The following is a 26,153-nucleotide window of genomic DNA, read 5'->3' on the forward strand; positions in this document are numbered from 1 at the left end:
AACATGTGTGCCGGAATAACGGCAAAAGCGGCAAACGCATGCGGCGCAAAGGGAGGCAACGTATTGCCGTATCAGGAGCAGAGCGGGAGCAGACGGGAAACGAATAAGAGAAGGCAGTTTTTTCCTAGCGGCGATCCCCCATAATCGGTGAGCAACTTGGCGCAATGGGGTATTCAAATAGGCATTTCGTTATACATAAGCGCAGCAAGTTGCGGGAAATTAAACCAGAACCAGATAAGTACAACGGGACATAATTAGCATCAGACATATTGACTATGGCAAACAAATGCAGTTATATGCCTAACACTACATTTTTTTTATTCATTTTTATCAAATTATCATTAAGAGGAGAAAAGAGATGAAAAAATTAAGTTTAATTATGGTAGCAGCTCTCCTGTTGTGCTCAGGTCTTGCACAGGCCCAACAGCAGGAGGAATTCAACAAAGCGGTTGCATCGGTCGGGGCACAGGGAAGTTTTAACGGTCCGGGCACCCTCGGTTACTTCAGAGTCGTCGGCGATTTTGCCCTTCCCTGTATGTACGATGTAGTTTACTTCAATCCGGCTAACGATTTCGGCAAAGCCGCCCAGAACACAATTCTTGCGGCCAAAAACACCGGTCACAACCTTTCCCGGGTAGTCTATGATCAAGGCGCTGACCAACTTTGCTATCTGCATCTGGTTGAATTCGAATAATCAAAAACAAGCAACCCCCCACTTTAGGCAGTTCATCCCCCACTACTGCCTAAAGTGGACAAAGGGGAGGCGGCACTAAGAGAAGGCAGAGAGGAGACAAATCTTCATTCTTAACATGCGCAAATGAGCGCTCATCATCCTGTCATATTTTATGCGCAAATTGATTTTCGCCGCATGCCGGAAAACCCTTTGTGATTTGAAGCTCTCCGCAGCAGGTAGCGAACAGGGAGAGGCTTTTCACTGCGGGGGGATTAACCACTCAAGGGGGGGGGAAACTTATCGCTTTGCCTGTTCAATCCCGGCCCGTGGATTTTTTGGTGATCCGGATGACATCGCCGGGATAGATCCAGTCGGGGTCCTTGATCCTGCTCAACCTGGCGAGCTCGACGTACTTGAACGGGTCTCCCAGGTATTTTCCGGCGATGGCCCATAAGGTGTCGCCTTTGGCAACGATATGGGTGACTTCGATATTACCGGTCTCGGGGTTTGTGACGATCGTGGCGGGGGTGCCCGGCGGCAGGTCGTCCTGCCGTTCGGAGGCGGGAGGCCGTTCCACGGTCAGGGTGAAGTTTTCCGTCTTGACCCTGAGCAACTCTGAGGTCCCTTCCGGTTTCGTCGGTTCCGGCGCTGGGGGCATTTCCTGCGCCGTCACTGCGGGTTTTTCCTGCTCCGCCGCGACCTTCTCTGCCGGTTTCACGGGAGCGGGTGGCGGCGGTTCGACCGGGGCCGGTTTTTCCGCTCCCCGGGTCTTTGTCCCGATTGGTTGATTCATAGAGCCAAAGTCTTCCAGCCAGACAGCCAGAAAGACAACCAGCGCCAGCATGGCAAGAATTGCCGCAGGCTTTTTGTATTGCCGGCGGGGGGGCGGTTTTTCTCCTTCCCCATCCGGCGGGGAGATCGGTTCGGATAAACGCACCGGGCTCCGCCTCTCCTCATGCCCTGAGGAAGGAAGCGGCGGCACTCGATATTCAACGGCAGGTTCAACAGCGAGACTCTCCCTCGGCAGCAGCCGCGGAGGAGGTTCTTCCAGCATCGCCAGCTCTGCCGGAAGGAGGGGCGGGGCGTCGATGTCTACCGGTTCGGTCACATCCGGCGGCGTGGGAATCGATTCGAGCAGAGCTGCCAGCGCTTCGTCGGAAACCAGACTCTCGATCTGTTCCTCGAAGGTTCCGGTCTCGCCGCTCTGCGCTTCAGGGGCAGAGCGGCCGTTTTCGCCTGGATCACCGCCGAGAAACGTCGCCATGTCCCTCTTTGCTCTCTCCTCATCCAGCCGGGCCGAATGGTTGAAATACTCATAAAACCTGGAAAGATGAATATGTCTTTGTTCCAGCTGCGAAGCGGAAACGGGATCGGCCACCTCATCAACCCTGAAGCAGACGACATCGGATCCCAGGCGGAGGACGAGGTAAAGCCCGCCATGGTCCGGAAATGGATCGAGGCCGAGCTGCCTGCGCATATCGATGACCATGCTGATCTTGTCATCGGCCAGGAAGCCGCTGTCCAACCGGGGCAGAACCGAGGCCGTTTCGCGAACGTTTTCCGGCATGACCGCGCCGAGGGCGATTCCTGCCGGGCCGCAGAAATGATGCGGGCCGACCTTGCACAGAAGGCTTTGTTTTTCCTGCTCCTCAAGCTCCATGGTCGCTCCAGGTCACCCAAATTAATTTTTTACAGGGGGAGAGATAAAGCAATGTAACAGAAAACCGGGAGATTTCCAGCAGGAAGGTGCTATCTGACCGGCAAAAGAGTTTTTGGTTTAAAATGATCAAGGGGGATTTGCCGGACTCCGGAAGGGTCCGGATACTTTTCTTTCCCGGATGACCTCGAATTCTCCCGAAGGAGTCACCCGGAGGAGACCCATTTTCACCAGAACCAGAGTTCCATAAAGGTTGCGGATGGAAAATGGGTGCTCCCCCCACCTCTGTCTGAAACTTCCTCTTGCCAGTGTCCGGTAGTCTTTAAAAATCACCTCAATTCCACCACTCTTTCTGATCCGTTGAAGATACTCCATTTCATGGCTGAAACTGTCACGGGCGAGAGCGAGGATCCAATCCGGGACCCTTTCAGGCAGGACGGCCCGCTTCAGAAGCTTCTCAAGGACGTACAGCCGCCTGATATCGCAGTAGCCGCTCTTATCCAGATCCTGAAAAAATGCTTCCGTATCGTCCAGCTCCTTGCGGGTTTTGGCATCAAGCGGCCGGCTGGTCAAAAGCTCGCGCAACTCCCGTTCACGACGGAGGGCAAGGGAGGCCGCTGCCGGACTGTTTTCCGCATCCAATATACTGTCGAAGTAGATCCCCGTTTTGGTAAAAAGCGCATTCTGAGGCGCGTTGCGAGCATCAACAATCTTTGCCATGGGACCGCAGGGCGAGAGAAATTCCCCCTCGACCCGGATGGTTGGCGCATGATTGAGGTCGAGCCCGCCGGGTTGACCGCTCTTTTGCGTGAAATAGCCGCCAAATTCAAGAGCGCGGAACATGTTCTCGTTCAGCAACGCCCCATCACGAACTGCGGCGATCTCCTCACCCCAGATCATGGCAAAATCTTTTTGCAACTCAACCTGTTTGAACAGTTCTGCAAGGATGGCGGTCTGCAAACGTTGCGCCTCTTCACCCTGCCCTTCCAGAAATGTCAGCCCATTCAAAAAGGTGATTGCCGCCACCCGACCGGACAGGTTCTGCAGGGTGGCGCCATAGCCCTCAAGCCACCCCTGGAGATCCGCAGCTTCCTCAATCATCCGGGATGACTCCAGCTGGTCCCGCAGGCGGACAAGATCAACCAGGGCAGAGGCAAACCCCGACTGTTCCTCTTTGATGGCTTTCGCGATCAGGCGTTGATACCGGTCTTCCCCCAGCCAGTTTCTCATCGGCTTTGCAAAAAGAAACCCGGCCGGATCACCGGCCCCGAATTCAATAAAGCGTGAAAAGGTGATCTCATCCGCTTCGACGTCACTTCGCGAAAGTGCAGACAAGGCATTGAGTCCGTTGGCATAATGGAGGACATTTCTCCCGGCCGCTGCGGAATCTGCCTCAAACACCGCCATGAGCAGGTCAACAAGTTTCCCGGCGATACTTTTCCTTGCAATATCATCGCCAAGGATGTTGGCGCCGCGCATCAGTTCATCCAGCTGCAACTGGGCCGGTGCGACCTGGTCATTGCCCGCACGGCCAGGGCGCCAGGCCTCCATCCCTTCGAGGGAGATCATCCTGATCCGACTCCGGAGATGTTCCCGGGCCAGCTGCACAGTCAATCCCGTTTCCAGGAGGGAACGGAGCTCCCGCACATCGAATGGCTTTCGGGCAAGATAAAGGATATAGTCCTCCCCTGCCCGGGCCGGATCAAGAACTCCCTTTCGGACCAGGAACTGGGCAGCCCCTACCCTGATTGCCGGATCCGGGTGACGTTTATACAGCTGCCGGGCCGCCTGGACAATCTGCTGCCTGCTCTTTTCCAGCAAAAGGAATCTGTCGAAATAACCGAGCATCTCGGCGGTCCGCTGCCGGTCCGGCGAGACCGTCCTGTTCTCCGGCGGACCAGTTGCAATCATGGGCTGCAGATAGTTGAGAAAGGCGTGAACCGCCTCGCCTTCTCCCAGCAATTCCACCATATCCTTGATAAAACCCGGGGAAAGCCCCTGCCTGCCACCCTGAGCGAGAGTTTCGGCGAAGGTGAGAGACGCCGGAATTTCATGGCGCGAGCGTGCCTCACCCCCGGCAGAATCAACCACCTTGGATGACAACACATCTTCAAGCAGAGAGATCCGCTGCTCAAGGAGATCATCACCCTCTCGGGGATGGCCCAGCAGCTCTGCCTTGGCGATGGCTATCGCCCTTGCGGAAGTATCGTTTGCCCGCCGCTCCCGCTCGACATCTACCGGCATTGACAGGTCATAGAGATCATCAAGGAGCCCGGCAACAAGGTCACGGGGTTCTGCGAATGGCGCGAAGATGGCAGATACCCCCTGTTTTGGCGCAGAGAACAGAAATTCCCTGATCTCTCCCGTCAGCTGGAGCTTTGCCGGTGGCACCACCACCCGGGTGAGTTCGGCCATCCGTTCCCTGTTCAACCTGAGATACTCGCCATGTCCTGCAAAATGTGATAACACCACCAGGTTACCGGGAGAGAGCTCAAGCTTACCGCCCGCCTTCTGCTGCTCAATGGTGGCAAGAAGATCCCCATATTCCGGGATGTAAGGTGCGATCCGCAGAGGTCTTTTAAACCTGGCTGGATAGGTTGTGACTCGTTTGCGCAGGTAAAGATCCAGCAGAGACTGCCGTTCATCCGGTGCGGTCAGCAACAGGTGAAAGAGCAGATCACCGTATGGATCGCTCTCATTGAGCAGCTCCCGTTCACTGTTCAGGGGCTGGTAACGGACCAGCATCTCATGCAGCAGATGATCTTCCCGGCCCATCATCCGGTAAGGACCTGAATAGGGCGCGTTCTCGCGCCGCAGAATGATCGTCGACACCTTCTCTTTCACCACCAGGGGATGATCGCTTTTTGTGTAGAGATCAAAATCACCTGCCAGCGGTTCACCGTTCCTGGCTAATGGCGAATTGAAGCGGCAGAAGTCATCTTCCAGGTCCGGCAGATAGTCGAGAAGGATCTTTTCCAGGGGATACAGCTCGCCGATAGTGTACTCCTCCACCAGGACCGTATCCAGTGACACCGTTTTAAAGACCAGCCACCGACCGTTTATTTTCACTGCAGGGTCCATATGCCCCATCAGGGTGCCGTCGTATTTCCGCACACTGCCGCGCACCGTCCCCAGTTCGAGCTCGGGATGATAGCGGCTGAAATACATCAGCAGCTCTTCGCTTCCCGACCGGCAGTTGTAGATGTCGTACCAGATTGAATTGAACAGGGAGTGGCCGCGCCTTTCCTCGTATATTTTATCCTTGCGCCAGGCGATGAGGAGTGCGGTGCCCCGGTCTTCAGGAGACACTTCGTTCACTTCCCGCCTGATCGCCGCGATTTTGTCACGAAATCGATCACGGACCTCGGTATAACTGAAATCCGGTTTCTTCCCCTTTTGCAGAAGTTCATCCTGCAGACGGAAATAACGCAGCTTAAGCAGCGCTTCTTCCAGAGGGATCCGGTCCAGCCGGCAGTCCTGCAGATCTTCGGCAAGAGCCTGCCGAAAAAGCCCCTTCTCGCGCTCCAGCTCATTCTTATCGTAGTCAGCCGCCACCACCCGTTTGAGGACATCATGATCGGGGTCAATGGTCAGCTCTTCGATGACCGGTGGAATATAAGGCGTAAATTCCGGAGGCCGGAGGTTTGGCGGTCGTTTGGTGTGGGTCTTGATCACCCTCCCCTTTTCAATAACGATTCCCGGACCAAGCTCGTCTTTCGTAAAGACCGGGTTTCCCCAGAAAAGGGGTCGCTCGGCGCCTGCAACAGCGCCCCCGGAGGTAAGCACGGACATCCCCTCCGGCCCGGAACCATTCCATTCATCCCGGGAGAGGCCGGTTCCCTTTTTCTGTTTGGAGTCCTGGGTCTCCGGCAGGTTGACCAGCGGGATCGAACCGGGGAATGTAATCACCACGAGATGAAGTACAGCACTCAGGGCGATGCCCATGACCGAGTCGGACACTCTGGCCCGCAACCAGTCACGTATGGAGTTCAAGCGAAGATGCATAAGAAAATATACCGGAAAAGAGAGACCCCGCTTTCAGTACTTTTCGTTGGTACGATAGATAAAGGCGAGGACTTCCGCGACCAGGACATACGCAGACGGCGGGATCTCGGCCATCAGGTCGAGACGGGAGAGAACTTCGACCAGATCGGAATCTTCATGGATCGGGATGTTGTGTTCTTCAGCGAGAGCAATGATTTTTTCGGCCAGCAGGTTCAGACCCTTGCCGACCACTACCGGGGCCGGGTCCCGGGCAGGATCATAGCGCAGGGCAACCGCCTTCTTTTTTCCCTCTTTTAAATCCCGTGCCATCGACAACCACCAACCGTATCGGTTATTTTATTATTCCCTGAGAGGGAAATACCCCGAAGCCCGAAGTCTCTTTTTGCTTGTTCTCTGCTGCGGGACAAACCTTTACCGCGATCCCGGACATTGCCAACCGGGATCGACACCTTAATACATTACCATATCGGAAATCTCTCGACATGAACTTCCCATCCCCCCTGCAACCGGCCAGGCTGATCAAACGCTACAAGAGATTTCTGGCCGATGTCGAATTGCCGGACGGCCGGGTGCTTACCGTTCACTGCCCCAATTCCGGCAGCATGCTGGGCTGTTCTGAATCGGGTTCCGAGGTGATGATCTCGAAATCCGGGAACCCGAACCGCAAATACCCCCATACTCTGGAAATGGTGAAAACCGGATCAGTATGGGCGGGGATCAACACTTCACTGACCAACCACCTGGTCCGGGAGGGTATTGAAAATCACGTTTTTCCAGAGCTTGAACCTTTCAGCTCAATCAGGGCCGAAGTAAAAACAGGAGACAGCAGGCTTGATTTCCTGCTGACCCACATGGAACACCAGACCTATCTGGAGGTCAAAAACTGCACCCTGGTCCGGGCCGGCGCCGCCATGTTTCCCGACGCGGTGACCGCCCGCGGCACAAAGCACCTGCAGGAACTGATGCGACTCAGGAACTACGGTCACCGGGCTGTTCTGATCTTCTGTGTACAGCGTGAAGATGCGGACCGCTTCACCCCGGCCGCCGATATTGACCCTCTCTATACCTCCACCCTCGCCGAGGCTTCCGACCACGGCGTGCTGATCCTGGCCTGCCGGGCAGCGGTGAGACCCCTGTCGATCATTGTCCACAGCCAATTGCCGGTGGAACTCCCTCGCCGGTAATCCCGATTTCGAGAACAAAAAAATCCCGCCTGGAAATTATCCCTTGCACTGTTTAAGTATTTTATTATATTCTTTAAGACATATTTGATTGTAATGTTTTACATAAAATATTATTTACGGTTTATATGAATATTTAAATTTACATGTCGTGCGGTTCAGAAATTTTTACAGTCCCCGGACCGCGCATTCAATTTTATCCCGGTGGTGACGAATCAATGCCTGCTGACATAGAAGACACCAATGTGAAGCTTGCGGCAATATACCGTTTTCTTGCCCGGTCAATGCAGTATCCCGGACAACAGTTTCCTGATGATTCAGTCCTCCCTTTTCTCTATCTCCTCCTTGAACAGCTGGGCAGATTTGATGCCCAGCACGAACTTCAATGCGCCCTTAAAAACGATCCCGATCCTCTGGAATCCCTTCAGGTGGAACATACCCGCCTCTTTATCAATGGGGTGCCGGGGACCATCGCCCCTCCTTACGGGTCTGTCTACCTGCCCGGAGAAGGAACGCTGATGGGGAAGAGCACGGAGGAGGTCCTCGGCTTTTACCGTCTGAAGGGTTTTGATCTCGCCGCCCGGGAGGATATTCCCGATTATCTGGTGACCGAACTTGAATTTTTATCCCATCTGGCAGAAGCCGGTGACACCGACGGCGAAACCCGGTTTCTGAAACGGTATTTCCGCCCCTGGTTTGAGATATTCCAGCAACGAGTAATTGAGGAGGCCGCCCACCCTTTCTACAAAGTCATGGTCGGCCTGATTGATTTTTTTACCACGGAGGGAGAGCACGATGTCATACAACCTGACGAGACGAAAGTTCCTGCAGACCGCTTCTCTGGCAGCTGCTTCAGTACCGCTTGCGAAAATCGCCCGGGCGGAGCAGAGTAGCTTAACCAGAAAACCATTCACCGCCCCGGGGAGTTTTGCCGACACCAGAACCGTCAGCGGCGGAGTCTGCGAGATGTGCTTCTGGCGCTGCCAGCTGATCGGCAAAGTCCGCGACAACCGGCTGGTCAAACTCGAAGGCAACCCCAAGAGCATCGAGAACGGCAAAAGCATCTGCGCCCGCGGCAACGCCGGCATCCAGCTGCTGTACGATCCGGACCGGCTTAAATACCCGCTGAAGAATGTCGGCAAACGCGGCGCCCCGAAATGGAAACGGATCAGCTGGGAAGAGGCTCTCGACGAAAGCGCCGAAAAACTGAAGACGATCCAGAAAAAATACGGCCCCCACTCGGTGGCCCTTTTCCCCCATGGCGCCTCGGCCTTCTACCCCCTGCAGTACTTTGAGTTCACCGGCACCCCCAATATCAGCGAAGCGTCATTCTACCAATGTCGCGGAGTCCGGGACATGGCCTACATGACCACTTTCGGGTTTGCACCGGGAGAGAATGTCGACATGGCCAACGCGAAGGCGATTCTCCTGATCGGCACCCACCTGGGGGAAAATGTCCACGTTTCCCACCTGAAACAATATTTGAAGGGGCTTGAAAACGGCGCCAAGCTGATCGTTCTCGACCCCCGTTTCTCGGCCGCCGCCAGCAAGGCCGATATCTGGGTGGCCATCAAACCAGGCACCGACACCGCCTTTCTGCAGGCGGTCATGAACCGGCTGATCACCACCGGCAAATATGACAAGGAGTTTGTGGCCAGGAGCTGCACCGGCTTTCAGGAATTCAAGGAAAGCATGAGCCACGCCACTCCGGAGTGGGCGGCCGAAACCTGCGACGTACCGGTGGCACAGGTCCTCCAGGTTGCCGACCTGCTCGGCGCTTCCCTGCCGAACGTTTCAGTCCATCCCGGGCGGCATACCACCTGGTACGGCACCGATTTTCAACGGCTGCGGGCCCAGGCCTGCCTGACCGCAATTCTCGGCGCTTACGGGGTCCCCGGCGGCCTGATCAGGCCGAAAGGCATGAAGCTCGGCAAAAAGGGCTGGGGACACGGGGTCTTTGCCGAAGACTGCGATCTCTCCACCTTCTGGCCTTTCCACCCGCCCGGAACCCCGACCGACGCCATCCGGGAGACCACCCTGACCGAGAAGCCGTATCCGATCAAGGCGTGGATTGCCTGGGGACAGAATCCGATCCAGACCATCCCCGATCAGCGGAGGACCATCGAAGCCCTGCAGAAGGTTGATTTCGTGATGGTCACCGATGTCATGCCGATGGACATCACCATGTATGCGGATATCCTGCTGCCGGAGAAAAGCTATCTGGAAAGATACGACTACGTCAAGACCGGCATGCAGTGGAACCCGGCCGACAAACCGCAGCAGTTCATAACCGCCAGGATGCCGCTGGTCGAGCCGATGTTCGAGCGCAAGGACTCGGTCTGGATCATCAACGAACTGGCGAAAAGAATGGGTTACGGCGACAAGATCCCGGTCAACTCCATCGAAGAGCATGTCGATATCCGCCTGGCGGAGGCCAAACTTTCCATCGCGGCCCTGAAAAAACTGGACGGCATCTACCTGCAGGATGGCAAGTCACCATACGCTCCTGCCGGGAAGCGTGAGTTCGAATTCGAGACCGACAGCGGCAAGGTCGAATTGTATTCGGAACAGGTTGTCGACAACAATTTCCCGGGCTCCCCGGCCTATGTTGCCACCGAAGAGGTTCCGGCCGGCTTTGCCCGTCTGGTTTACGGCCGATCTCCGGTCCACAGCTTCAGCCGGACCCAGAACAACAGCTGGCTGCATCATGAAATGCCGGAAAATCCTCTCTGGCTCAATGACCAATCCGCCGCAAAAATGGGCCTCAAGGACGGCGACCGGGTGATGCTGATCAACCAGGACGGCATTCAATCCAGGAACAGCACGGTGGTCAAGGTGACCCCGGGGATCCGGAAAGATACCGTGTACCTCGCCCATGGTTACGGCGCGATGAACCCGGAACTCACCGTCGGCAAAGGGCAGGGAATCGATGACCAGGCGGTGATCACCAGATTTGCCATCGACCCGGAAACCGGCGCCACCGGCATGCGGACCAGCTTCGTCAAGGTCATCAAGGACGGAAGGACCCTGGAAATACCGGCCTGAACATCCGGCGCAATGAATAACTGATCAACAATCAAAGGGAGGAATCACCTTGAAACAATATGGAATGGTTATCGACCTCGAAAAATGCATCGGCTGCCATGCCTGTGCGGTTGCCTGCAAAGCGGAATGGGACGTCCCGGCCGACAAGGGCAGGAACTGGGTGAAGAGACTGGGACCGAGCAATACCCCCCATGGACTCGCCTCAACCTACTATCCGGGGTTATGCAATCATTGCGACCAGCCAGCCTGTGTGGCCGTGTGCCCGGCGGATCCGGTTGCAATGACCTTCACCGAAGCCGGGACCGGTAAAACCAAAACCATGGAAGTCGCCGCCACCTGGAAAGACCCGTTTGACGGCACCGTCCAGATCGACAAGGAAAGATGTCTTGGCTGCGGCGCCTGCGCCGATGCCTGCCCGTACAGCGCCCGTTACGTCAATCCGGCACTGGGCGAAGACGGCAAAGCCGACAAATGCACCTTCTGCGTGGAAAGAGTGGCCGCCGGCCTCGAACCGGCCTGTGTCCAGACCTGTCTGGCCGGAGCCCGGATCTTCGGTGATCTGAACGACCCGAAATCAGAGGTGGCAAAGTATGTAAAAAAAGGCGCCGTCAAAATGGAATCTGATGCGGTAAAAATCGGCCCGAACGTGAGGTATTTCGGCAACCGAAGGGATCTTCACCTGCTCACCGAAAGCAGCACCCCGCAGGTGATGCCGGAAGCCTCGATGAGGAGAATCATGATGGCAAAAATGCTCCGCCCCCTGACGAAAAAAGCCGGGACCAAAAATGGTCTGCTGGGCATCCTGACCGGATGACATGGAGCGAAAGCGAAAGTCGAGAACTTCTTATCAAATGAAACAGATATCAATTTCCCCCTGATACGCCCCATTCAATGACAAACGACCTAAGGCCACTCGATCCCCCCCCTGATCCGAGTGGCCTTTTTTTTTGATGGAGAAAACCCAATCAGTATCAGCACAAATTCGGAGCAATAAAGACTCATCGCCCCGCACGCACTGATAATTGCTCCTTCAGGGCAAAAGGTATTTTTCCCGTAGTCCTGAAGCTTTCAATTCAGGAGCGATCTCTCTACAATTTAATGAAAGGCTTTGGCAGTCAGACCGGCTTCACCATAACAAGGGGGCAATATCATGATTTCTGCAGCACGTTCCGTCAAAAAATCTTTTCTCCTCGACCTTTTTCATCAATGCCCGCGCGGCTCCAATACGGTTAATCAAGGTTGCCCGCTCTTCAACGTGAGAAAACTTACCCCGGAAAACAAGGCCATCTACATCGAAAAGCTGTCCGATCTCCAGATGAACAACATTATTGAACATCATCTGCATTGTGTCAGCAAACCCGATTGACACTCTCTTTTTGCTTTGCGGGAATTATTTTCAACGCTTCCCCATCACCAAAAGCAACAACTACTCGGATCCTTTAATCTCTTCAAGGTCGGAAATCAGGGCTTTGAACACATCACACCCCTTACAGATCTCCATTTTTTCCTTCCAGCTTTTCTGAATTTTGCATTCGCATATGGTTCCGTTAATGAACCAGCAGAACTTTCCGGCGTCAAATTCCCAGGCTGGGCAATTTTTTTTCCGGTCGGGGGGGCATTTCTTGATCACCCAGCACGGTTTTCGGGAATCAAAACTCTGTCTGAGATTGCCCAGAAGAAAGTAAAGCTGCCGCTCCACATGGGTCGGAATATTCCGCCACCCCTGCTCATAGCTGTGAATGGCCTTCAAGGAAGTCCCCAGCAATTCTGCAATCTGCTTCTGGGTCTTGTTCAGTTTTTTCCGATAATAGATAAACTCTTCGTTGTCCACTCCGACTCTCCATGGCCCCACAGTCTTATCCCGTGGGAGGCATCAACCAAAACACCGGAACAACCGGCGCACAATTTCAACAAGACCTCCTTTATAACACAATATCAATAATTAATCCCATGAAAACGGCAAGGGGAACCAGGTTCTTCCCGGTTGGAATGGACCGACAAAACAATCTCCGCCGCGGCAGAGAACAAACAGCACGGGATTTGAAACCGGGAAGGCATGAACATGAAAAAGCGATACGTTTACCCCCGTTGCGGGCTGGAGGCTCTAAGCCTCTCGCTGTTCGCTATCTGCTGCGGGGAGTTTCAATCAAGGTCGGAAAGCGGATCTGATGATGATTAATCCGCCCGGACAACCATGAAAGAGTTATGCCCGGATCTCTTTCCGGATTTCTTTAAGGTTTTTTCTCATCAGGCTCGGCAGGATTCCGGGCTGAAGCCGGATCTGGGGCAAGGGACATCAGAAACAGTTCGTACCCTTTGCCTTTCCGCACGATTGCACCATTGGCTCCGGCAGGAAACCCCGGTGAATTTGTCAGACCGGCAAGCACTTTCCGCTGCTCTTTTCCGAAAGTCATTACCGGCGTGCGTTCGTTCACAGCACCATCGGTAAAAACAGCCTCATCAACAGTTTTCAAATCCGGACTCATTTTGAAAACCACAATATCTCCCTCTCCTTCTTTGCGGATTTCCCGGGCACTTCCAAGCAAACCGGAAATTGTGGTCGAGTCGGTGTCACCACCGATGTATACCCCCGAATCATCCTGGGAAATCAAACTAAATGCCCAATCCCTGCCACCACCTCCCAGGAAGGTCGATGCGAGCAGCTTTTCAAAATTGGCGCTGATCCGGCTGACAAAGATATCCGCCTCCCCATTGAAACTCTCGTCAAAGGAGCCGGAAGTTACCGGAAAATCAGATGACAAGGTCAGACCGGTCACATAGAAACTGCCATCCTTGCCGGGAGCAAGTGAGTTAACCACATCATGGCCGCTGCCGCCCAACAGAACTGCGGCCGACATATTCTCCAGATCGGCGTCAAACCTGGCAATAAAACCATTGCCGTTTGAGTCCGCAGGATTTACAGCAAAGGGGTTGGCCGAAACCGGGAAATCCTGCGAATCGGTGAACCCGGCCACAATCACATCGCCTGATTCTTCTACCGTTAATCCCCGGGCCAGTTCCCAGCCCATTCCCCCGAGGAAAGAGATGCGCAAAATATTCAGGCTGCCGGCCAGCCGGGCCACAAAAATATCGGCCGGCCCGCCATTATAGCTCCTGTCCCAACCTGGTCCGGACGAAGGAAAAGTTGCTGAATTTGCCTGGCCCACAAGATACAGACTGCCATCATGACTCCCTGCCAGGGCGAGCCCTTTGCCGGGACCCAGCAGACTGACACCCTCAAGATGTTTGAGAGCGTTGTCGATCCTGGCAACAAAGACTGCCTGGTCTTTCAGAAGAGGCCGTCCGGCGCCGGGAACATTGGATACGGTGGTGAAATCAGACGAATTTGTACTGCCGGTCAGAACAAGAGTGCCATCCCGATCGACCATAATCGCCCTGACCCATTCAGCCCCGCCACCACCCAGAAAAGTCACGGTAAGGAGAACTGAAGAGAGGCCGTCGAATTTTGCAATGAAGATGTCGCTCGGGCCGCCGTTATAGGTTGAATCATAGGCATCCCGGGAGACTGTCATTCCGGACGAAGCGGACCCCGCCAGATAGATGAACCCCTGACTGTCCACCGCCAGTGCATGGCTCGGCACATCAAAGTCGGGGGTGTCAACCGGCCCCAAAAGGGCGGCAAAATCCGGTCCGGCTAAAGCCACTCCCGACAATGCCGGAAACAGGACGGCAAGCAGTAGCAGAGTTATCGAAAGCCTTTTCCAGCACAACAGCATAAATGCAGCCTCATCTGTTTTTTTCCCTTCGGGTATATGCCTCGGTGTCTCGCTTGCTCGCTTTCGCCCGGGGGCATAAGTTTCGTATAAGCAGGCACGCTGCTTAACTTAACTAATCAGTACGAGCAGGCGAGCTGCTCAACTGGAGCTTTTCACCCTTCGGGTATAAGTTTCGTACGAGCAGGCGAGCTGCTCAACTGGAGCTTTTCACCCTTCGGGTATAAGTTTCGTACGAGCAGGCGAGCTGCTCAACTCAGCTTTATCTGCAGGTCGTATCATCCAGCCCGCCTCCGCCGATCACATCGGTAGTGGCGGAATCTTCGTTGCTGTAAGCTGAATAACTGGTATGCCCGTCACGATGCGCCCTGACTCTGTAGGTATAGGTAGCACCCGGATCCAGGGTGGTCGTGTCGATATACCCGACACTTCCCGGCCCGACCTCGGCAATCTTGATAAATTGCCCGCCGAAGATCATCTTTTCGATCTCATAGCCCTCTTCATCAGCCGCGTTATCAGTCCAGACCAGACTGATTTTTCTTGAACCGCCCGCTGTTGCGGTCAGGACCGGAGCCGCCGGATTGGTCAGCTCATTGACCTTTGCGGTGTAGAGATTGTCCCAGGCCGGGCAACTCGTCTCCTTGAAGGCCCGGACCTGATAATAATAATCCGTCGAGGCGGCCAGGTTGTCGGAGTCACGGTAAATGGTCGCAACCTCTGAATTGATCCGGAAATCATCGATCACCGCCTGCAAAGATACCCCCGCTTCGCTCTGGTGAGCAAACTGACGGATGGCGACAAAGGAGGGAACCGCTCCCGGATCGGCGCCGGCTTTAGAGAGTATGGCCTGCCAGCCCCTGGCCTGCCAATCCCAGTAATAAAGGGTGTACGAAGCCCCGGCACGGATCATTCTGAACTTCCCGGCAGTATCACTGGTCACGGCAATCTGTTCGCTCATAACTCCGTTCAACAGAATTTCTGCCCGGTAATAACTGCCATTCACCTCATCAACAGCCCGATCCAGCAGAATCCTGTCCACTCCCATATTCATCTGGAGCCGCGTATGGATATGCTGATGGCTGGCCGATTCCGGAAGTGTCACTGCGGGCAGCACCCAGGTGAATTCAAGATCAAGATCGCCGCTTCCCAGGGAGGCCGGATCTGCAAGCCCCAACAGTGCCTGGTTCCAGTTGACCCCGGTGCCGGCGGTTGATGAGGATTCAAGCACCGCGGTCCCACCAGCCTCCGAGATGGCGACCGACCCGGTTTCGTCACTGAGATTAACTAGCGGCGTATAATCCCAGGCCCCAAGCCCCAGTCTACCGCCCTGCACCCACATGGAACCGATCCCGGCGGTGAAACCGTCATGATTCAGCAGACTCCCGATCTCACTGTAGTTGGTGTCCAGGGTGTCACAATCACCGGAAGCGGTCTGGTCACACCGCTCGATCCTGAAACCGGTCTCGTCACTATTGACATCCGTCCAGACCAGATCAATCCGCCGGCTGTCGTTCTGCTGGTCGTAGACCTCCGTCAAGGCCAGACCGCCCGGCGCTGTCGGCGCACCGGAAGTTGTCGCGTCGTCGGATGGGCTCGGGACTGAAACCCACTCGCCGCTCCGGACCGCCTTGACCCGGTATGAATATACAGTGTCCGGGCAGACCGAGGTGTCGCTGTAATAATCGATTCCCGCGCCGACGGTAGCGAGCTGGCTGTAGCGATTGTCCGGATCACCGTCACAGAAGGTCTTGTCCCCGGTACAACGGTCGATAACAAAACCGGTTTCCGAAGAGGTCGTGTCGTCCCAGGTCAATTCTACCCTGGTGTTTTCAACCCCGTCGGCGATCAGATTTTCCGGACCGGGAATATCGGTCGTAGCGGTTGCCGTGGAAACAAATCCGCTGTCCCAGTCGCAGGCGGCGCCATCCTTATGGGCCTGGACCCGGTAACAGTAGGTGGTATTGTACGCGAGCGCCCCGTCCGGCAAATCCGCGCCGGTATCGAGATAGGTAAAGATATCCTGTCCCGCAGTCTGACCGATCTCGTCAAAGTTCGCGCAGGTTTCATCACCCCGTTCAATTCTGAACCAGGATTCGTCGGGGTTGATGTCGTTCCAGCCCACCTGAATCGAGGACTCGGTAACTCCAATAGTGGTGCTCTGGTCCATAACCGGCTGAGAATGGAGTGCGGTGATAACCGTATCAGAATCACTGCGCAGTGAGTTCCATACTTCAACCGGAGTTGACTCCTCAGCGCCGAGGGTGATACCCATTGTCCCGGGCCCGGCAACTGCCACCATATTCACCTTCATCTGATGGTTGTACTGGGTAAAGGCGACCCGCAGGGTCGCATCGGTATAGTTCGTGGTCTCCTGGATCAGCCGCCAGTCCGGATAGGCGCCGCCCCTCAGATAATAACGGGCTCCGGCGCTTTTCAGCTCGATCTTCACCTCGTAATCGGTATTGGCGATGTACGGGGTGGCTACGATGTAACTCCGGCCGCTTGCTTTTTCGTAGACATCGATGTTTCCGAAATTCGGCCAGAACAGACCATATATCAGCTGGGTATAACTTGGATTGGTCGTCTGATTCATTTCCCAGCCGGCCATCAGATTATCCGACGTCGGCCCGTTTTCAGGGCGAACCTGCATGTACAACACCATGCCCACGGTGCGGGGAAAGGTCTTTTTGGAGATCAGGGCCGCGTTCCAGGAGTTGTCGACAGAACTGAGGAGAAGCGCGTTGTTCTGGCTGATCTGCCCGACTGCCGTATCGATTTCAACCCACTTGTCACTGTCGATCGCCGTTCCCTGGAAATCATCAAAGAACTCGGCCGAGGCCATCACTGCGGCCATGGTTGACGGGGATGAGGTGGCCGATGGATTGCCGTAATAGAGATTCACGGCGTTCAGATTGCCGGTCACAAACCAGACCTTGGCCTGAACGCCATCCGTTTTGCTGTCGATCACATAGGGCAGTTCCAACCCGGTGTCCGCATCAACAAAGCGAAGATCGGCAAAATCCGCCAACATGTCCGAATCATACGGGATCGTGACAAGGGCTGTCTGATTCGCCTGAAAGCCGGTAATCGCAAGAGCGCGTCTTCTGCTCCAGCTCCCGCCGCCACCGTTGCTGAATCCGTTGACCGGCAGGCCGTCGCTCTGCGCTTCGACCTTGTAGGTATAGGTCTTGCCGCTGCAGACCGTTTCGTCGGACCATGAACGCTGGTTCGGTCCGGCGTTTTTGATCTCTGTGAAATTGGCATCGCTCGCGCAGTCTGCGGTATCATCATTACAACGCCAGATCCGGAATGCGGATTCCGACTCGGTAGTGTCGGTCCAGGAAAGATTTACCCTGGTCGTGTCAGACGGCGTAACCGTAGCCGAAATTACCGGGGTCGTGATCGTGGTGGTGGCACAGAGCGGTGCGACCGGATGGTACTCAGTCTGCCAGTCACACGAGGGCCCTGTTTTGACCGCCCTCATCCGATAACAGTAGGTCGTGTCAGAGTTCAGGCCGACGTCCGAGTAGCCGGAGGCGCCGCCGCCAACCGTAATGGTCTGGCAGGAAACACCCACGCATCGCTCAAGCTCCAGAGCGGTCTCGTCATCATTCAGATCGGTCCAGTCAAGATCGATCCTGGTCTCTGAAACCCTGGTGACGGAATCAAGGGTCGGGGTCACCATGGCATCGGTGGTGACCGGGATTGATTCATCGCTCCAGTCATCCGGCCACGGCACACCCTCCTCCTCGCCGATCGCCCGGACCCGATATTTGTACTCGGTTCCGTTACAAACTCCGGTGTCCGAATAGGACTCAACATTCGGCCCGACCGTTACCACCGGGACGAAGGCGTCCCAGCTGCTGCCGTTATACATGCTCCGTTCAATGGCAAAGTTGGTATTGGAAGTTGTATTATCGTCCCAGACGAGATTAATCCTGGTGGTGTCAAACGGGGTCGCGACCAGGTTGGTCGGTTTCGGCGGCGCCAGGGTCGACTCGGTGAACCGGACCGTATCCCCGGTATCCCAGATACAGGCTGCATTGTCCTTCACCGCCCGAAGGCGATAGGTATATTCCGTGGAAAGCGAAAGCCCGCTGTCAACATGAACCGACCTGGTCAGGACATAGTTGAATATCCTCGCATCATCAATCCGGCCATCAAAATGGAAGGTATACGCGGCCCCCGGGGTAGCTCCGACATAATACGGCGAGGTCCCGAAATCACGCAGCGTCCCGGTGTATGTCAGGGAGCTCTGCAGGCGGTCATCTACGAACAGTTTGAGCTGTTTGTTCACAGCGTCAACGGTCCCGACCACCTGGTGCCACGAACCGGGCAGATAGGTATCGGAGGATAAAGCGGAAAAAGGCTGGTCCTGATCGTTGTAAACGGTAAGGGCAAACCTGCCGTTCGAATTATAGAATATACCGGTATGCCAACCCGGCCTGGAGATGATCGTATAATTATAGTTATTGGCCGGCGGATTGGGATCGGTGGCCGGCGGGACCGTGTCCGGATTCACCCAGGCGGCAAAGGTAAAGCTGCCATCGGTCAGATCCTGCAGGGTAGCGGAATTGGGGATCTGAATATAATCGTCCACTCCGTCAAATTCTCCGACCAGCCCCCGCTCCGGATCCGTAACGATCCCTGCCCCGTTATAAGAAGTGCCGTGGTTCGCGTTCCCCGAGCTGTCCTGCACATCACCGGCGGTATTGGGCCAGGAGGCCTCCTCCATCAGGTATGCCACCGTAGGGGTGACCACCGCCACCGGCGGCAACACCAGCGACCAGTCAAAATCAGGGGCTCCGACTGCAACACAATCGGCGTCATTCCCCTTGCAACGCTCCAGCAGAAAACCGGTTTCGTCATCGGTTTCGTCCAGCCAGGAAAGTTTAATTTCCGATTCGGACAGGGCTTCCGCGGTAAAGCTTGACGGAGAGACGGCGGCTTGCACAGTCGGGGTAATCAGATTGCTGTCGTTACTGGTCCAGACGTGGGGCAGATTGTTGCAGGCAACGTCCACCGCCGGATCAAACGCCACCACAGGCAAAGACGGAGAAGCGTTCAGGACCCCGATGGAATGAATCAGGACGTCGGAGGTGTACTGGAGGACCCCGATCCGCAGCGGATCAGTGGTGACCAGATTAGCACCGGTGAGGGTGGTGGTGTCTTTTATCAAGTCCCAGTTCAGATGCCGATAGGTCGCGATGGTGTGCGTGTAACCGCCCCGCAGATAAGACCTGGCCCCGCCTGTTGGAACGACCTCGACCTTGGTCTCGTACTGGTAGTTGATGTCAAAGTACCTGACATAATCCCGCCCACGATCCACATTGAGTTCGTGGGTGTAATTCACGTAGTTGTTATAAGGACCGAAACTGTGGGCAAAACCGGCCACACTGATACTGGAAGTCTGATCGGTCTCCCAACCGCCATACCAATGCCGCTGACTGTAACTTGAGGTCAGAGGCGTCCAGCGAAAATACACGGTCGGGGCAGCTGCGCGATCAAAAGTCCTTTTTGAGATCAGCGAAAGCCAGCTGGTATCCTTATAATCAAGATAAAGCCCGTCATTCTGGTAAATTTCATTCTGCGCGTCATCGTTTTCCTGCCATTCGGCGGTATCGATGGTTGTCCCCGCAAAATCATCGAAGAAATCAAAGACCCCGGTTCCGTCGCTGGTATCCAGGGCTTCGGTATTGCCCCAGTAGAGGTAGAGATTGTCACCGTCCGCCGGGGTGCGCAGCCAGATCACCGCGCTGACCCCGTCGGTTTTCTTGTCAAACCAGTGGGGGATGACTTCTCCGTAAGCTTCCGAACCATCGGTGAAGCGGTAGAAGCGCAGGTCACCAAAGTCAGCCTGCATACCGGCAACATGATTCACCGTGAATTGAACAACCGTCTCCGGAGTGAAAGGGGTGATGGAGATCTTCTGCCGCTTGGTCCAGCAACCGTTCATACCGCCGGGAAGATCCTGGCTGATGGCCCTGACCCGGTAAGTATACTGCGAGTTTTCACAGACCGAGGTGTCGGTATACCCATTCACCCCGGCATCAAGTGCGGAGGTCTGGTCCACGGTAAAGGTGGCCGTACAATCTCCGTCACACCGTTCCAGGATAAAGCCGGTCTCATGTGCCGTGGTGTCGGTCCAGGAGAGATCGAGCCGGGTCGTATTCGGTGAGACCGCAGAAAGAGAGATTGGCGGAATAGCGGTGTCTGCCGAAACCTGAGGCGTTGTGAAAGCGGTCTGCCAGGAGCAGGCCCCTGCAGACTTGACCGCCTTGACCCGATAGTCGTAGGTGGTATCGGGGATCAGCCTGCTATCAACCGCAGTGACCATACCTGTACCCGCGCTGGGAGGAAAGGTGACCTCGATGCAGGAGGCGCCGATGCAACGCTCGACCACAAAGCCGGTCTCATCGATAGTGCTGTCGGTCCAGGAAAGTTCAATCTCCTCTTCGTTGAGGCGCAGGGCGGACAGGGCCGATGGCGCAACCGCACTGCCGGTTGACGCTGTCAGTTCATCGATGCTGGCCGGAGTTTCCCAGACCGGCACGGTGGTTCTGACCGCCTTGACCCGATAGGTATAGGTTCCGGAGCAAGCTTCGGTGTCGGTCCAGCTGACAGTCCCGCCCATGCCGGGATTCGGTCCGGTGGTAAAAGAATCATTCACCACAAATGCGCCGGTACAGTCACCGGTACAGCGTTCAATGACAAAGTTTTCCTCAAATTCGGTGTTGTCCTGCCAGGTCAGATTAACATGTGTCGTCACATCGACCGGATCAGTTTCTGCGCTCAGCAGAACAGGAGGGCCCGGAAGTAAGGTTGTGCCCTGGTCATAACCGCCGGCGCCGCTTTCCCAGCCGATCCCGGCGCCGCAGGCGGCAGGAGTGGCCTTGAACGCAGTCACCAGATAACGATAGATCTGGTTTGCATCAAGAAATTCATCACTGTAGGTCGTTGGAATATTGCCGCCGCCATAGTAATCGGCAACTTCAGCAGCACCCAAAGCCCGGTTATAGATGGTAACCTCATCTATCTCACCATTAAAATCACCCCAGAAACCGGTAGGAGTGACCGCCTCGCCGTCCGGCCTGGCCATCCCGATGGTCAGCGGTGAAGAAGCACTGTCACTTAACAGTCCTTCCGGATCATCCCATTGCGCAAGAAGTGCTCCATCCAGATACAGCTTGGCTTCAAAGGTATCAGCCGCATTCTGATCATAGGTGAAGACAAGATGATACCAGATGTTGTTCTGGATGTTACCGTCGACCGCCAGGCCGAGTTCGGCACTCTTGGTTTCATTCACATCACTTGCGGTGTCAAGATACAGCTCAATATAGCGACCATCGGTGCCGATCTCAAAGTTGTCGTTGGTAACGGCCGACGACTGGGCGATCAGCACGTTATTGATGTTATGGTTGGTTGCCGAAACTGTTTCCGAATCACGGCGGAAACGCAGCTCCACCGAAAAGGCACCCGGCGCATCCATGGCATCGAGATCACCCAGATCGACATAATCGTCCGTTCCGTCAAAAACACCCCGCTCAGCATCGCCATATGAGGTCCCGTCGAGATTATTCCCGGAACTATCGAGAACATCCGGGCTCCCCGATGTCCAGGAGGACTCGTCCATCTTCAACGAAACGATGCTGTCCAGCGGGGCGCTCACCAGGGCCACCGGCGAATCGGTTGCCGGATCAATGGTGCAGCCGGGTCCCGCGCACCGGTATATCCTGAAACCGGTCTCATCACCATTGGTATCCGACCAGGCAAGATCGATCCTTCCTTCCGACTGAGGAATCACCGAAGTGATGACCGGATCGGCCGGGCCGGGGGTGGTCGCTTCGGCGTAGGCCCACAAAGGCTCTTCACCCCAGAGGGTGTTCACCGCTCGAATCCGGTAGGTGTATGCCTGGGCCGGGCACACGGTTGGGTCGTCGAAACTGACCCCACCGGCTGGTACACTGCCAAGATAGGTAAAGGAGAGATCGGAGGTGCCGCAATTCGCGGCGGTGTCGTCACACCGCTCGATCCTGAAACTTTCCTCGCCGTTCAGCACATCATCCCAGGTGAGCTGCGTTCTGGTCGTGGTAACGGCAGCCGCGCTGAAATTTACCGGGGCCGGCGGCACCGTGGTTGTGACCTGCCGGTAGAGCCAGCGGGAGTCTTCACCGCTTGCGGCGACGGATGTTTTCAGCCGGAAACAGTAGGTCTGATCCATGGCCAGACCGGTTTCGGTATGGCCGGTGTCCGTCGGCCCGAAAGTTCGCTGCCAGGTGGTGTCGGTGTCGATGATGGGACAGGCCCCGACTTTCCCTTCCAGGGAGAAACTGTCGGCAGCGGGCGCGTTGTTGACCCAGCTGAAATCCACCGAAAGATAGTGCGGCGTTACGGTAAACGGCGCCGGGGCCTGCAGAACATAACCCTCGCAGAGCATGACCAGATAGTCGTAATCGCCGGCGGGGTTCATGGTATTGCCGGCGACAAACCCCTCGCCGTAGCGGTTGAAAGTGACCGCCGCCGCCATCTCATCAAGCGGTGGGTAATGCCCGCCATCGTAAGAGGTTGAGCCGAGAATTTCCCCGGCATAATCATATTTGACGGCCAGCAGGTCTTTGGAACCGCCGGTTCCCATCGTCCCCGCAATGCAGATACTTCCGGATCCGTCCATACCCATGGCCTGCACCTTGTCATCGGTTGCCGGCGAGTCATACATATCATCCCAGATCACAGCCCCGGCGGTGGTATACCGGGTCATCCTGAACTCATTGTTGCCAACCCCCAGATTCCAGGTGGCCGCTGCAACAAACTCATCATCATTGCGATCCATCTCAATGGCAACAATCCTGTCGTCACCATTGCCGGGACCGTTCTCAATAATCGGCGCACCCCATACCTCGGCGCCATCGCCGGAAGCCAGTTTGACCAGATAGGTGTCCCTGTTGCCGCCGCCGGCAACAAAACCGGCCACATAGACGTCACCGGATGAATCCGTCGTTACATCTGCCGGCTCATCGTCACCGTTCCCGCTGTCATGCACCACCGTCCAGATGACTTCTCCGGCAACCTTCCCTGCGGCAACACAGGCAGCGCTCGTATCGACCGCACAATATTTTCTGGTGATCATATCATAGCCGCCGCCGGACATGACCCAGCCGGTCATGATGATATTTCCTTCCTGGTCAATGGTGAGCGCCACCGGCCGGTCATCTTCACCGCTGTAATCGTAATCGTCCGCCCAGAGCCTGGTCCCGTCACTGAGGTAATAGAGAACGTAGATATCATAGTTACCGGCAACATTCTGACCATAACCGGCCACCGCCACGTTGCCGCTCCCGTCCGTGACCGACTCTATGGCCTGGACGTAGTCGTCACCGCCGCTGCCGTCATACTGGTCTTCCCAGATAAAGGGGTCGCCGAACGGCGGCGGCCCCGAGGCAGGATATTTTCTGGTGTACACATCGTTGGTCGCTCCGTAACCGCTTGTAAACAGGTACGAACTCCCGGACACCACAACATCGTTGTTCTGGTCCACGGTGAGACACTGGGCCATGTCGTCACTGTTGCCGGGATCATCATAATGATCATCCCAGAGCTGGCCGACATAACCATCAAGGATGGCTGCGTCAACATATCCGCCGTTATCGGTCAGCGTCCAGACGCTGTTCGCATGGTCCCACGAGAGGGTGATGCCGATCGCGTTTCGGTCGATCTTGTCTTCATTGTGTTCCGGCACGGTGATGGCGGAGAGCGTTGTATTTCCTACCGCATCACCGGTATGGGCTCCGGGAATGACCGCCCCGCTCAGGGTTGTGTCGAATACCACGCCGGCATCGGCCGTCAGGGGAGCTGTAAAATCAGCCTTTATATCGGCAAGCCCATCGCCATTCAGATCGAGCGATACAGAACCGGCATCACTGTAAATCAGATCATGCTGCAATTTGACCGTGTAGTAATCAAAACCGGCCGAGATCGTGCTGAAACCGGTGACGACCGGATCAAGGTCCGGGCCCACCGCAATATCCATGGCCACATCATCACCGCTGTCCGGACCGTCATAGCGAAAAACCCAGCCCGGATCGTTGTTCATGCTGATCACCGTGGTCTTGGCATAGATCTCGGGGCTGTAATGAGAATACTCCTCCAGGGCGGAATTGTACCCCCGCACCCGGTAATAGTATTTGGTGTGCGGCGCAAGCCCCACGCCCTGTTCGTCGTCCCGGTAGGTTGTGATATCCTGGCCGACCGTATCGATCGCGACGTATGTGCCGCCGGTGCCGATCTTGCGCTCGATGATAAACTCTGACTCATTGGGATTAGGCGCATTCGAGTTATCCGTCCAGAGGAGATCGATCGTGTTCTCATCGACGACCGTCGCCTTCAGGTTGGTGGGAGTCTCCAGATCACCCGGATTGTAGCGGATAGCGTAATAATCATAATCAAGAGTTGCCGTGGTGGACTTGTCGGACCAGCCGGCCACATAAACCTTGCCATTCACATCCCGACCGACATAGATGGCGACATCATCCTTGCTGACCACCGTATTGTTATAGGTGGCAGCGGCAGGCCAAAGTTCATGGCCATTGTCCTTATTGTATTTGAGGGTGGTAAAATCATCGTCCGCCCCATCCTTGGCGGTGTAACCGGTGACCATCACTCTGACATTATTGACCGTCAGTGAGGCTGGAATATCGCTGTTGCTGCCGCCCGAGCTGTAGAATGATGTCCAGGTCGGAAAGCCGGTCGCGCCGTTGTAACGGATGGTCACAAAATCACTCATCCCGGTGACCGTAAGAGTAACGCCGGTGACATAGATATCACCGTTTGCGTCAAGAACCAGATCGCGGGGCCGATCGGGTCCGTTATCCGGATCAGCGTAAGTCATCTCCATACCGGGGATGACTGTGCCGTTTGTGCCGTTATACTTGACCGTGTAGAGATCCTCGTTCGCAACACTGTTCAGAACAGTTCCGGTCACGACCACATCTCCGGCCGCATCCATCGCAAGATCAACGCCCTCGTCATTGCCGAAGGTCCCGACCCGGACCGTGTCCCAGATCTTCCCGCCGTTGAAATCATATTTTACGGTCAGCATTTCCCAGCCGTTAGCCGCCGTCAGGCTCTTGCCGGTGACGGCAATTCCATCTGGGCCGGCGGTTATCGCCGTAAACCGGTCATGGTCATTTTCGGAGATATTGTTATAGCTCGTATCCGGCCACATTCTGGCGCCACCGGGGCTGTACTTGACAACCAGTCCATCGTCCTTGCCGTTACTGCCCGGGGTAAAGCCGGCCACATAGACGTTGTTCAGGTAATCAACCGTCATGGCCACCGCATAATCATCGCCGGTTCCGGAAAAATTATAGGTTTTCTCCCAGATCACAACGCCGGTGGCGCCATTATATTTCACCGTATGAAAATCGACGTTCCCGCCGCTGTTCGTCGCATGCCCGGCAACAATTACGTCACCGGCGCTGTCGATGACCACAGCTGCCGGGCGATCCTCACCACCACTGAGATCAAAAGGCGGGGCGGTCCACTTGAGGGCGGAGCCATCCGCTTCGAGCTTGACCGTATAGAAATCATCCCCGTTACTGTCGGTATAACCGGTGATGACCAATTCACCACTGACCGGATCCAGAGCGGCCGCAGTGGCGGTCTGTTTGCCGGCCTTGGAGTCCCGGTACTGCCACTCAATGTCTCCACCAGCCGCGAAAACAGCCCCCCCATACCCGAAGGCAAACACCAGCGTCAGCAGGGCCACTTGCAAAGTTGTACCCAGCTGACTCTGGATATCTCGACACCTCAACATGTTGATCATAACGTTATTCCCGCCGGTTTTATTGGATGTCATATTT

At 55.6% G+C, this 26,153-nt stretch carries 12 protein-coding genes; 6 read left to right on the forward strand and 6 right to left on the reverse strand.

Annotation, left to right across the window (positions count from 1 at the left end; genetic code table 11):
• Positions 1-358: 358 nt before the first annotated feature.
• Positions 359-694: a hypothetical protein gene (locus KKG35_03600; protein MBU1737199.1), complete on the forward strand. Its 336-nt coding sequence runs from the start codon at positions 359-361 to the stop codon at positions 692-694.
• A 292-nt stretch (positions 695-986) separates the two neighbouring features.
• On the opposite strand, the gene KKG35_03605 is transcribed toward KKG35_03600, so the two are convergent.
• From KKG35_03605 to KKG35_03615, 3 genes are all read right to left on the reverse strand, one after another.
• Positions 987-2,333, reverse strand: a complete 1,347-nt coding sequence (locus KKG35_03605) for a LysM peptidoglycan-binding domain-containing protein (GenBank protein MBU1737200.1) — start codon at positions 2,331-2,333, stop codon at positions 987-989.
• A gap of 126 nt (positions 2,334-2,459) precedes the next feature.
• The gene (locus KKG35_03610) at positions 2,460-6,335 is read right to left on the reverse strand and encodes a hypothetical protein (protein ID MBU1737201.1); all 3,876 of its coding nucleotides are present in this window, start codon (positions 6,333-6,335) and stop codon (positions 2,460-2,462) included.
• Between the two features lie 33 nt (positions 6,336-6,368).
• Positions 6,369-6,644, reverse strand: coding sequence for an EscU/YscU/HrcU family type III secretion system export apparatus switch protein (locus KKG35_03615; protein MBU1737202.1), 276 nt, complete (start codon positions 6,642-6,644; stop codon positions 6,369-6,371).
• A 173-nt stretch (positions 6,645-6,817) separates the two neighbouring features.
• Here KKG35_03615 and sfsA point away from each other — a divergent pair, with 173 nt between their 5' ends.
• The 5 genes from sfsA to KKG35_03640 all read left to right on the forward strand — a co-directional run bounded on the left by sfsA (position 6,818) and on the right by KKG35_03640 (position 11,927).
• A complete protein-coding gene (gene sfsA, locus KKG35_03620; protein ID MBU1737203.1) occupies positions 6,818-7,519 on the forward strand; it encodes a DNA/RNA nuclease SfsA in 702 nt (233 codons plus the stop codon).
• A gap of 215 nt (positions 7,520-7,734) precedes the next feature.
• The gene (locus KKG35_03625) at positions 7,735-8,409 is read left to right on the forward strand and encodes a molecular chaperone TorD family protein (GenBank protein ID MBU1737204.1); all 675 of its coding nucleotides are present in this window, start codon (positions 7,735-7,737) and stop codon (positions 8,407-8,409) included.
• Entirely contained in the window at positions 8,312-10,561 is a 2,250-nt protein-coding gene (locus tag KKG35_03630; protein MBU1737205.1) for a molybdopterin-dependent oxidoreductase, read from the forward strand. Before KKG35_03625 ends, KKG35_03630 begins: the two co-directional genes overlap by 98 nt.
• Before the next feature lie 64 nt (positions 10,562-10,625).
• Positions 10,626-11,375: a 4Fe-4S dicluster domain-containing protein gene (locus tag KKG35_03635; GenBank protein MBU1737206.1), complete on the forward strand. Its 750-nt coding sequence runs from the start codon at positions 10,626-10,628 to the stop codon at positions 11,373-11,375.
• A 336-nt stretch (positions 11,376-11,711) separates the two neighbouring features.
• Positions 11,712-11,927 carry a hypothetical protein gene (locus KKG35_03640; GenBank protein MBU1737207.1) on the forward strand — a complete coding sequence of 72 codons (216 nt, stop codon included), beginning with the start codon at positions 11,712-11,714 and terminating at the stop codon, positions 11,925-11,927.
• Between the two features lie 60 nt (positions 11,928-11,987).
• Here the strand turns inward: KKG35_03640 and KKG35_03645 are convergent, their stop codons facing one another.
• The 3 genes from KKG35_03645 to KKG35_03655 all read right to left on the reverse strand — a co-directional run bounded on the left by KKG35_03645 (position 11,988) and on the right by KKG35_03655 (position 26,149).
• A complete protein-coding gene (locus tag KKG35_03645) occupies positions 11,988-12,392 on the reverse strand; it encodes a helix-turn-helix domain-containing protein (GenBank protein MBU1737208.1) in 405 nt (134 codons plus the stop codon).
• A 400-nt stretch (positions 12,393-12,792) separates the two neighbouring features.
• A complete protein-coding gene (locus tag KKG35_03650; protein MBU1737209.1) occupies positions 12,793-14,298 on the reverse strand; it encodes a hypothetical protein in 1,506 nt (501 codons plus the stop codon).
• A gap of 259 nt (positions 14,299-14,557) precedes the next feature.
• Positions 14,558-26,149 (reverse strand): DUF2341 domain-containing protein, encoded by an 11,592-nt coding sequence (locus KKG35_03655; protein ID MBU1737210.1) that lies wholly within the window; start codon positions 26,147-26,149, stop codon positions 14,558-14,560.
• Positions 26,150-26,153 lie beyond the last annotated feature (4 nt).

Source organism: Pseudomonadota bacterium (assembly GCA_018823285.1).
GTDB lineage: Bacteria > Desulfobacterota > Desulfobulbia > Desulfobulbales > JAGXFP01 > JAHJIQ01.

Bases quoted from the DNA above. Each gene is read 5' to 3' on its own strand.
- sfsA (MBU1737203.1), top strand. From the start codon at position 6,818: ATGAACTTCCCATCCCCCCTGCAACCGGCCAGGCTGATCAAACGCTAC.
- KKG35_03640 (MBU1737207.1), top strand. From the start codon at position 11,712: ATGATTTCTGCAGCACGTTCCGTCAAAAAATCTTTTCTCCTCGACCTT.
- KKG35_03650 (MBU1737209.1), bottom strand. From the start codon at position 14,298: ATGCTGTTGTGCTGGAAAAGGCTTTCGATAACTCTGCTACTGCTTGCC.
- KKG35_03655 (MBU1737210.1), bottom strand. From the start codon at position 26,149: ATGACATCCAATAAAACCGGCGGGAATAACGTTATGATCAACATGTTG.
- KKG35_03600 (MBU1737199.1), top strand. From the start codon at position 359: ATGAAAAAATTAAGTTTAATTATGGTAGCAGCTCTCCTGTTGTGCTCA.
- KKG35_03605 (MBU1737200.1), bottom strand. From the start codon at position 2,333: ATGGAGCTTGAGGAGCAGGAAAAACAAAGCCTTCTGTGCAAGGTCGGC.
- KKG35_03635 (MBU1737206.1), top strand. From the start codon at position 10,626: ATGGTTATCGACCTCGAAAAATGCATCGGCTGCCATGCCTGTGCGGTT.
- KKG35_03610 (MBU1737201.1), bottom strand. From the start codon at position 6,335: ATGCATCTTCGCTTGAACTCCATACGTGACTGGTTGCGGGCCAGAGTG.
- KKG35_03625 (MBU1737204.1), top strand. From the start codon at position 7,735: ATGCCTGCTGACATAGAAGACACCAATGTGAAGCTTGCGGCAATATAC.
- KKG35_03630 (MBU1737205.1), top strand. From the start codon at position 8,312: ATGTCATACAACCTGACGAGACGAAAGTTCCTGCAGACCGCTTCTCTG.
- KKG35_03615 (MBU1737202.1), bottom strand. From the start codon at position 6,644: ATGGCACGGGATTTAAAAGAGGGAAAAAAGAAGGCGGTTGCCCTGCGC.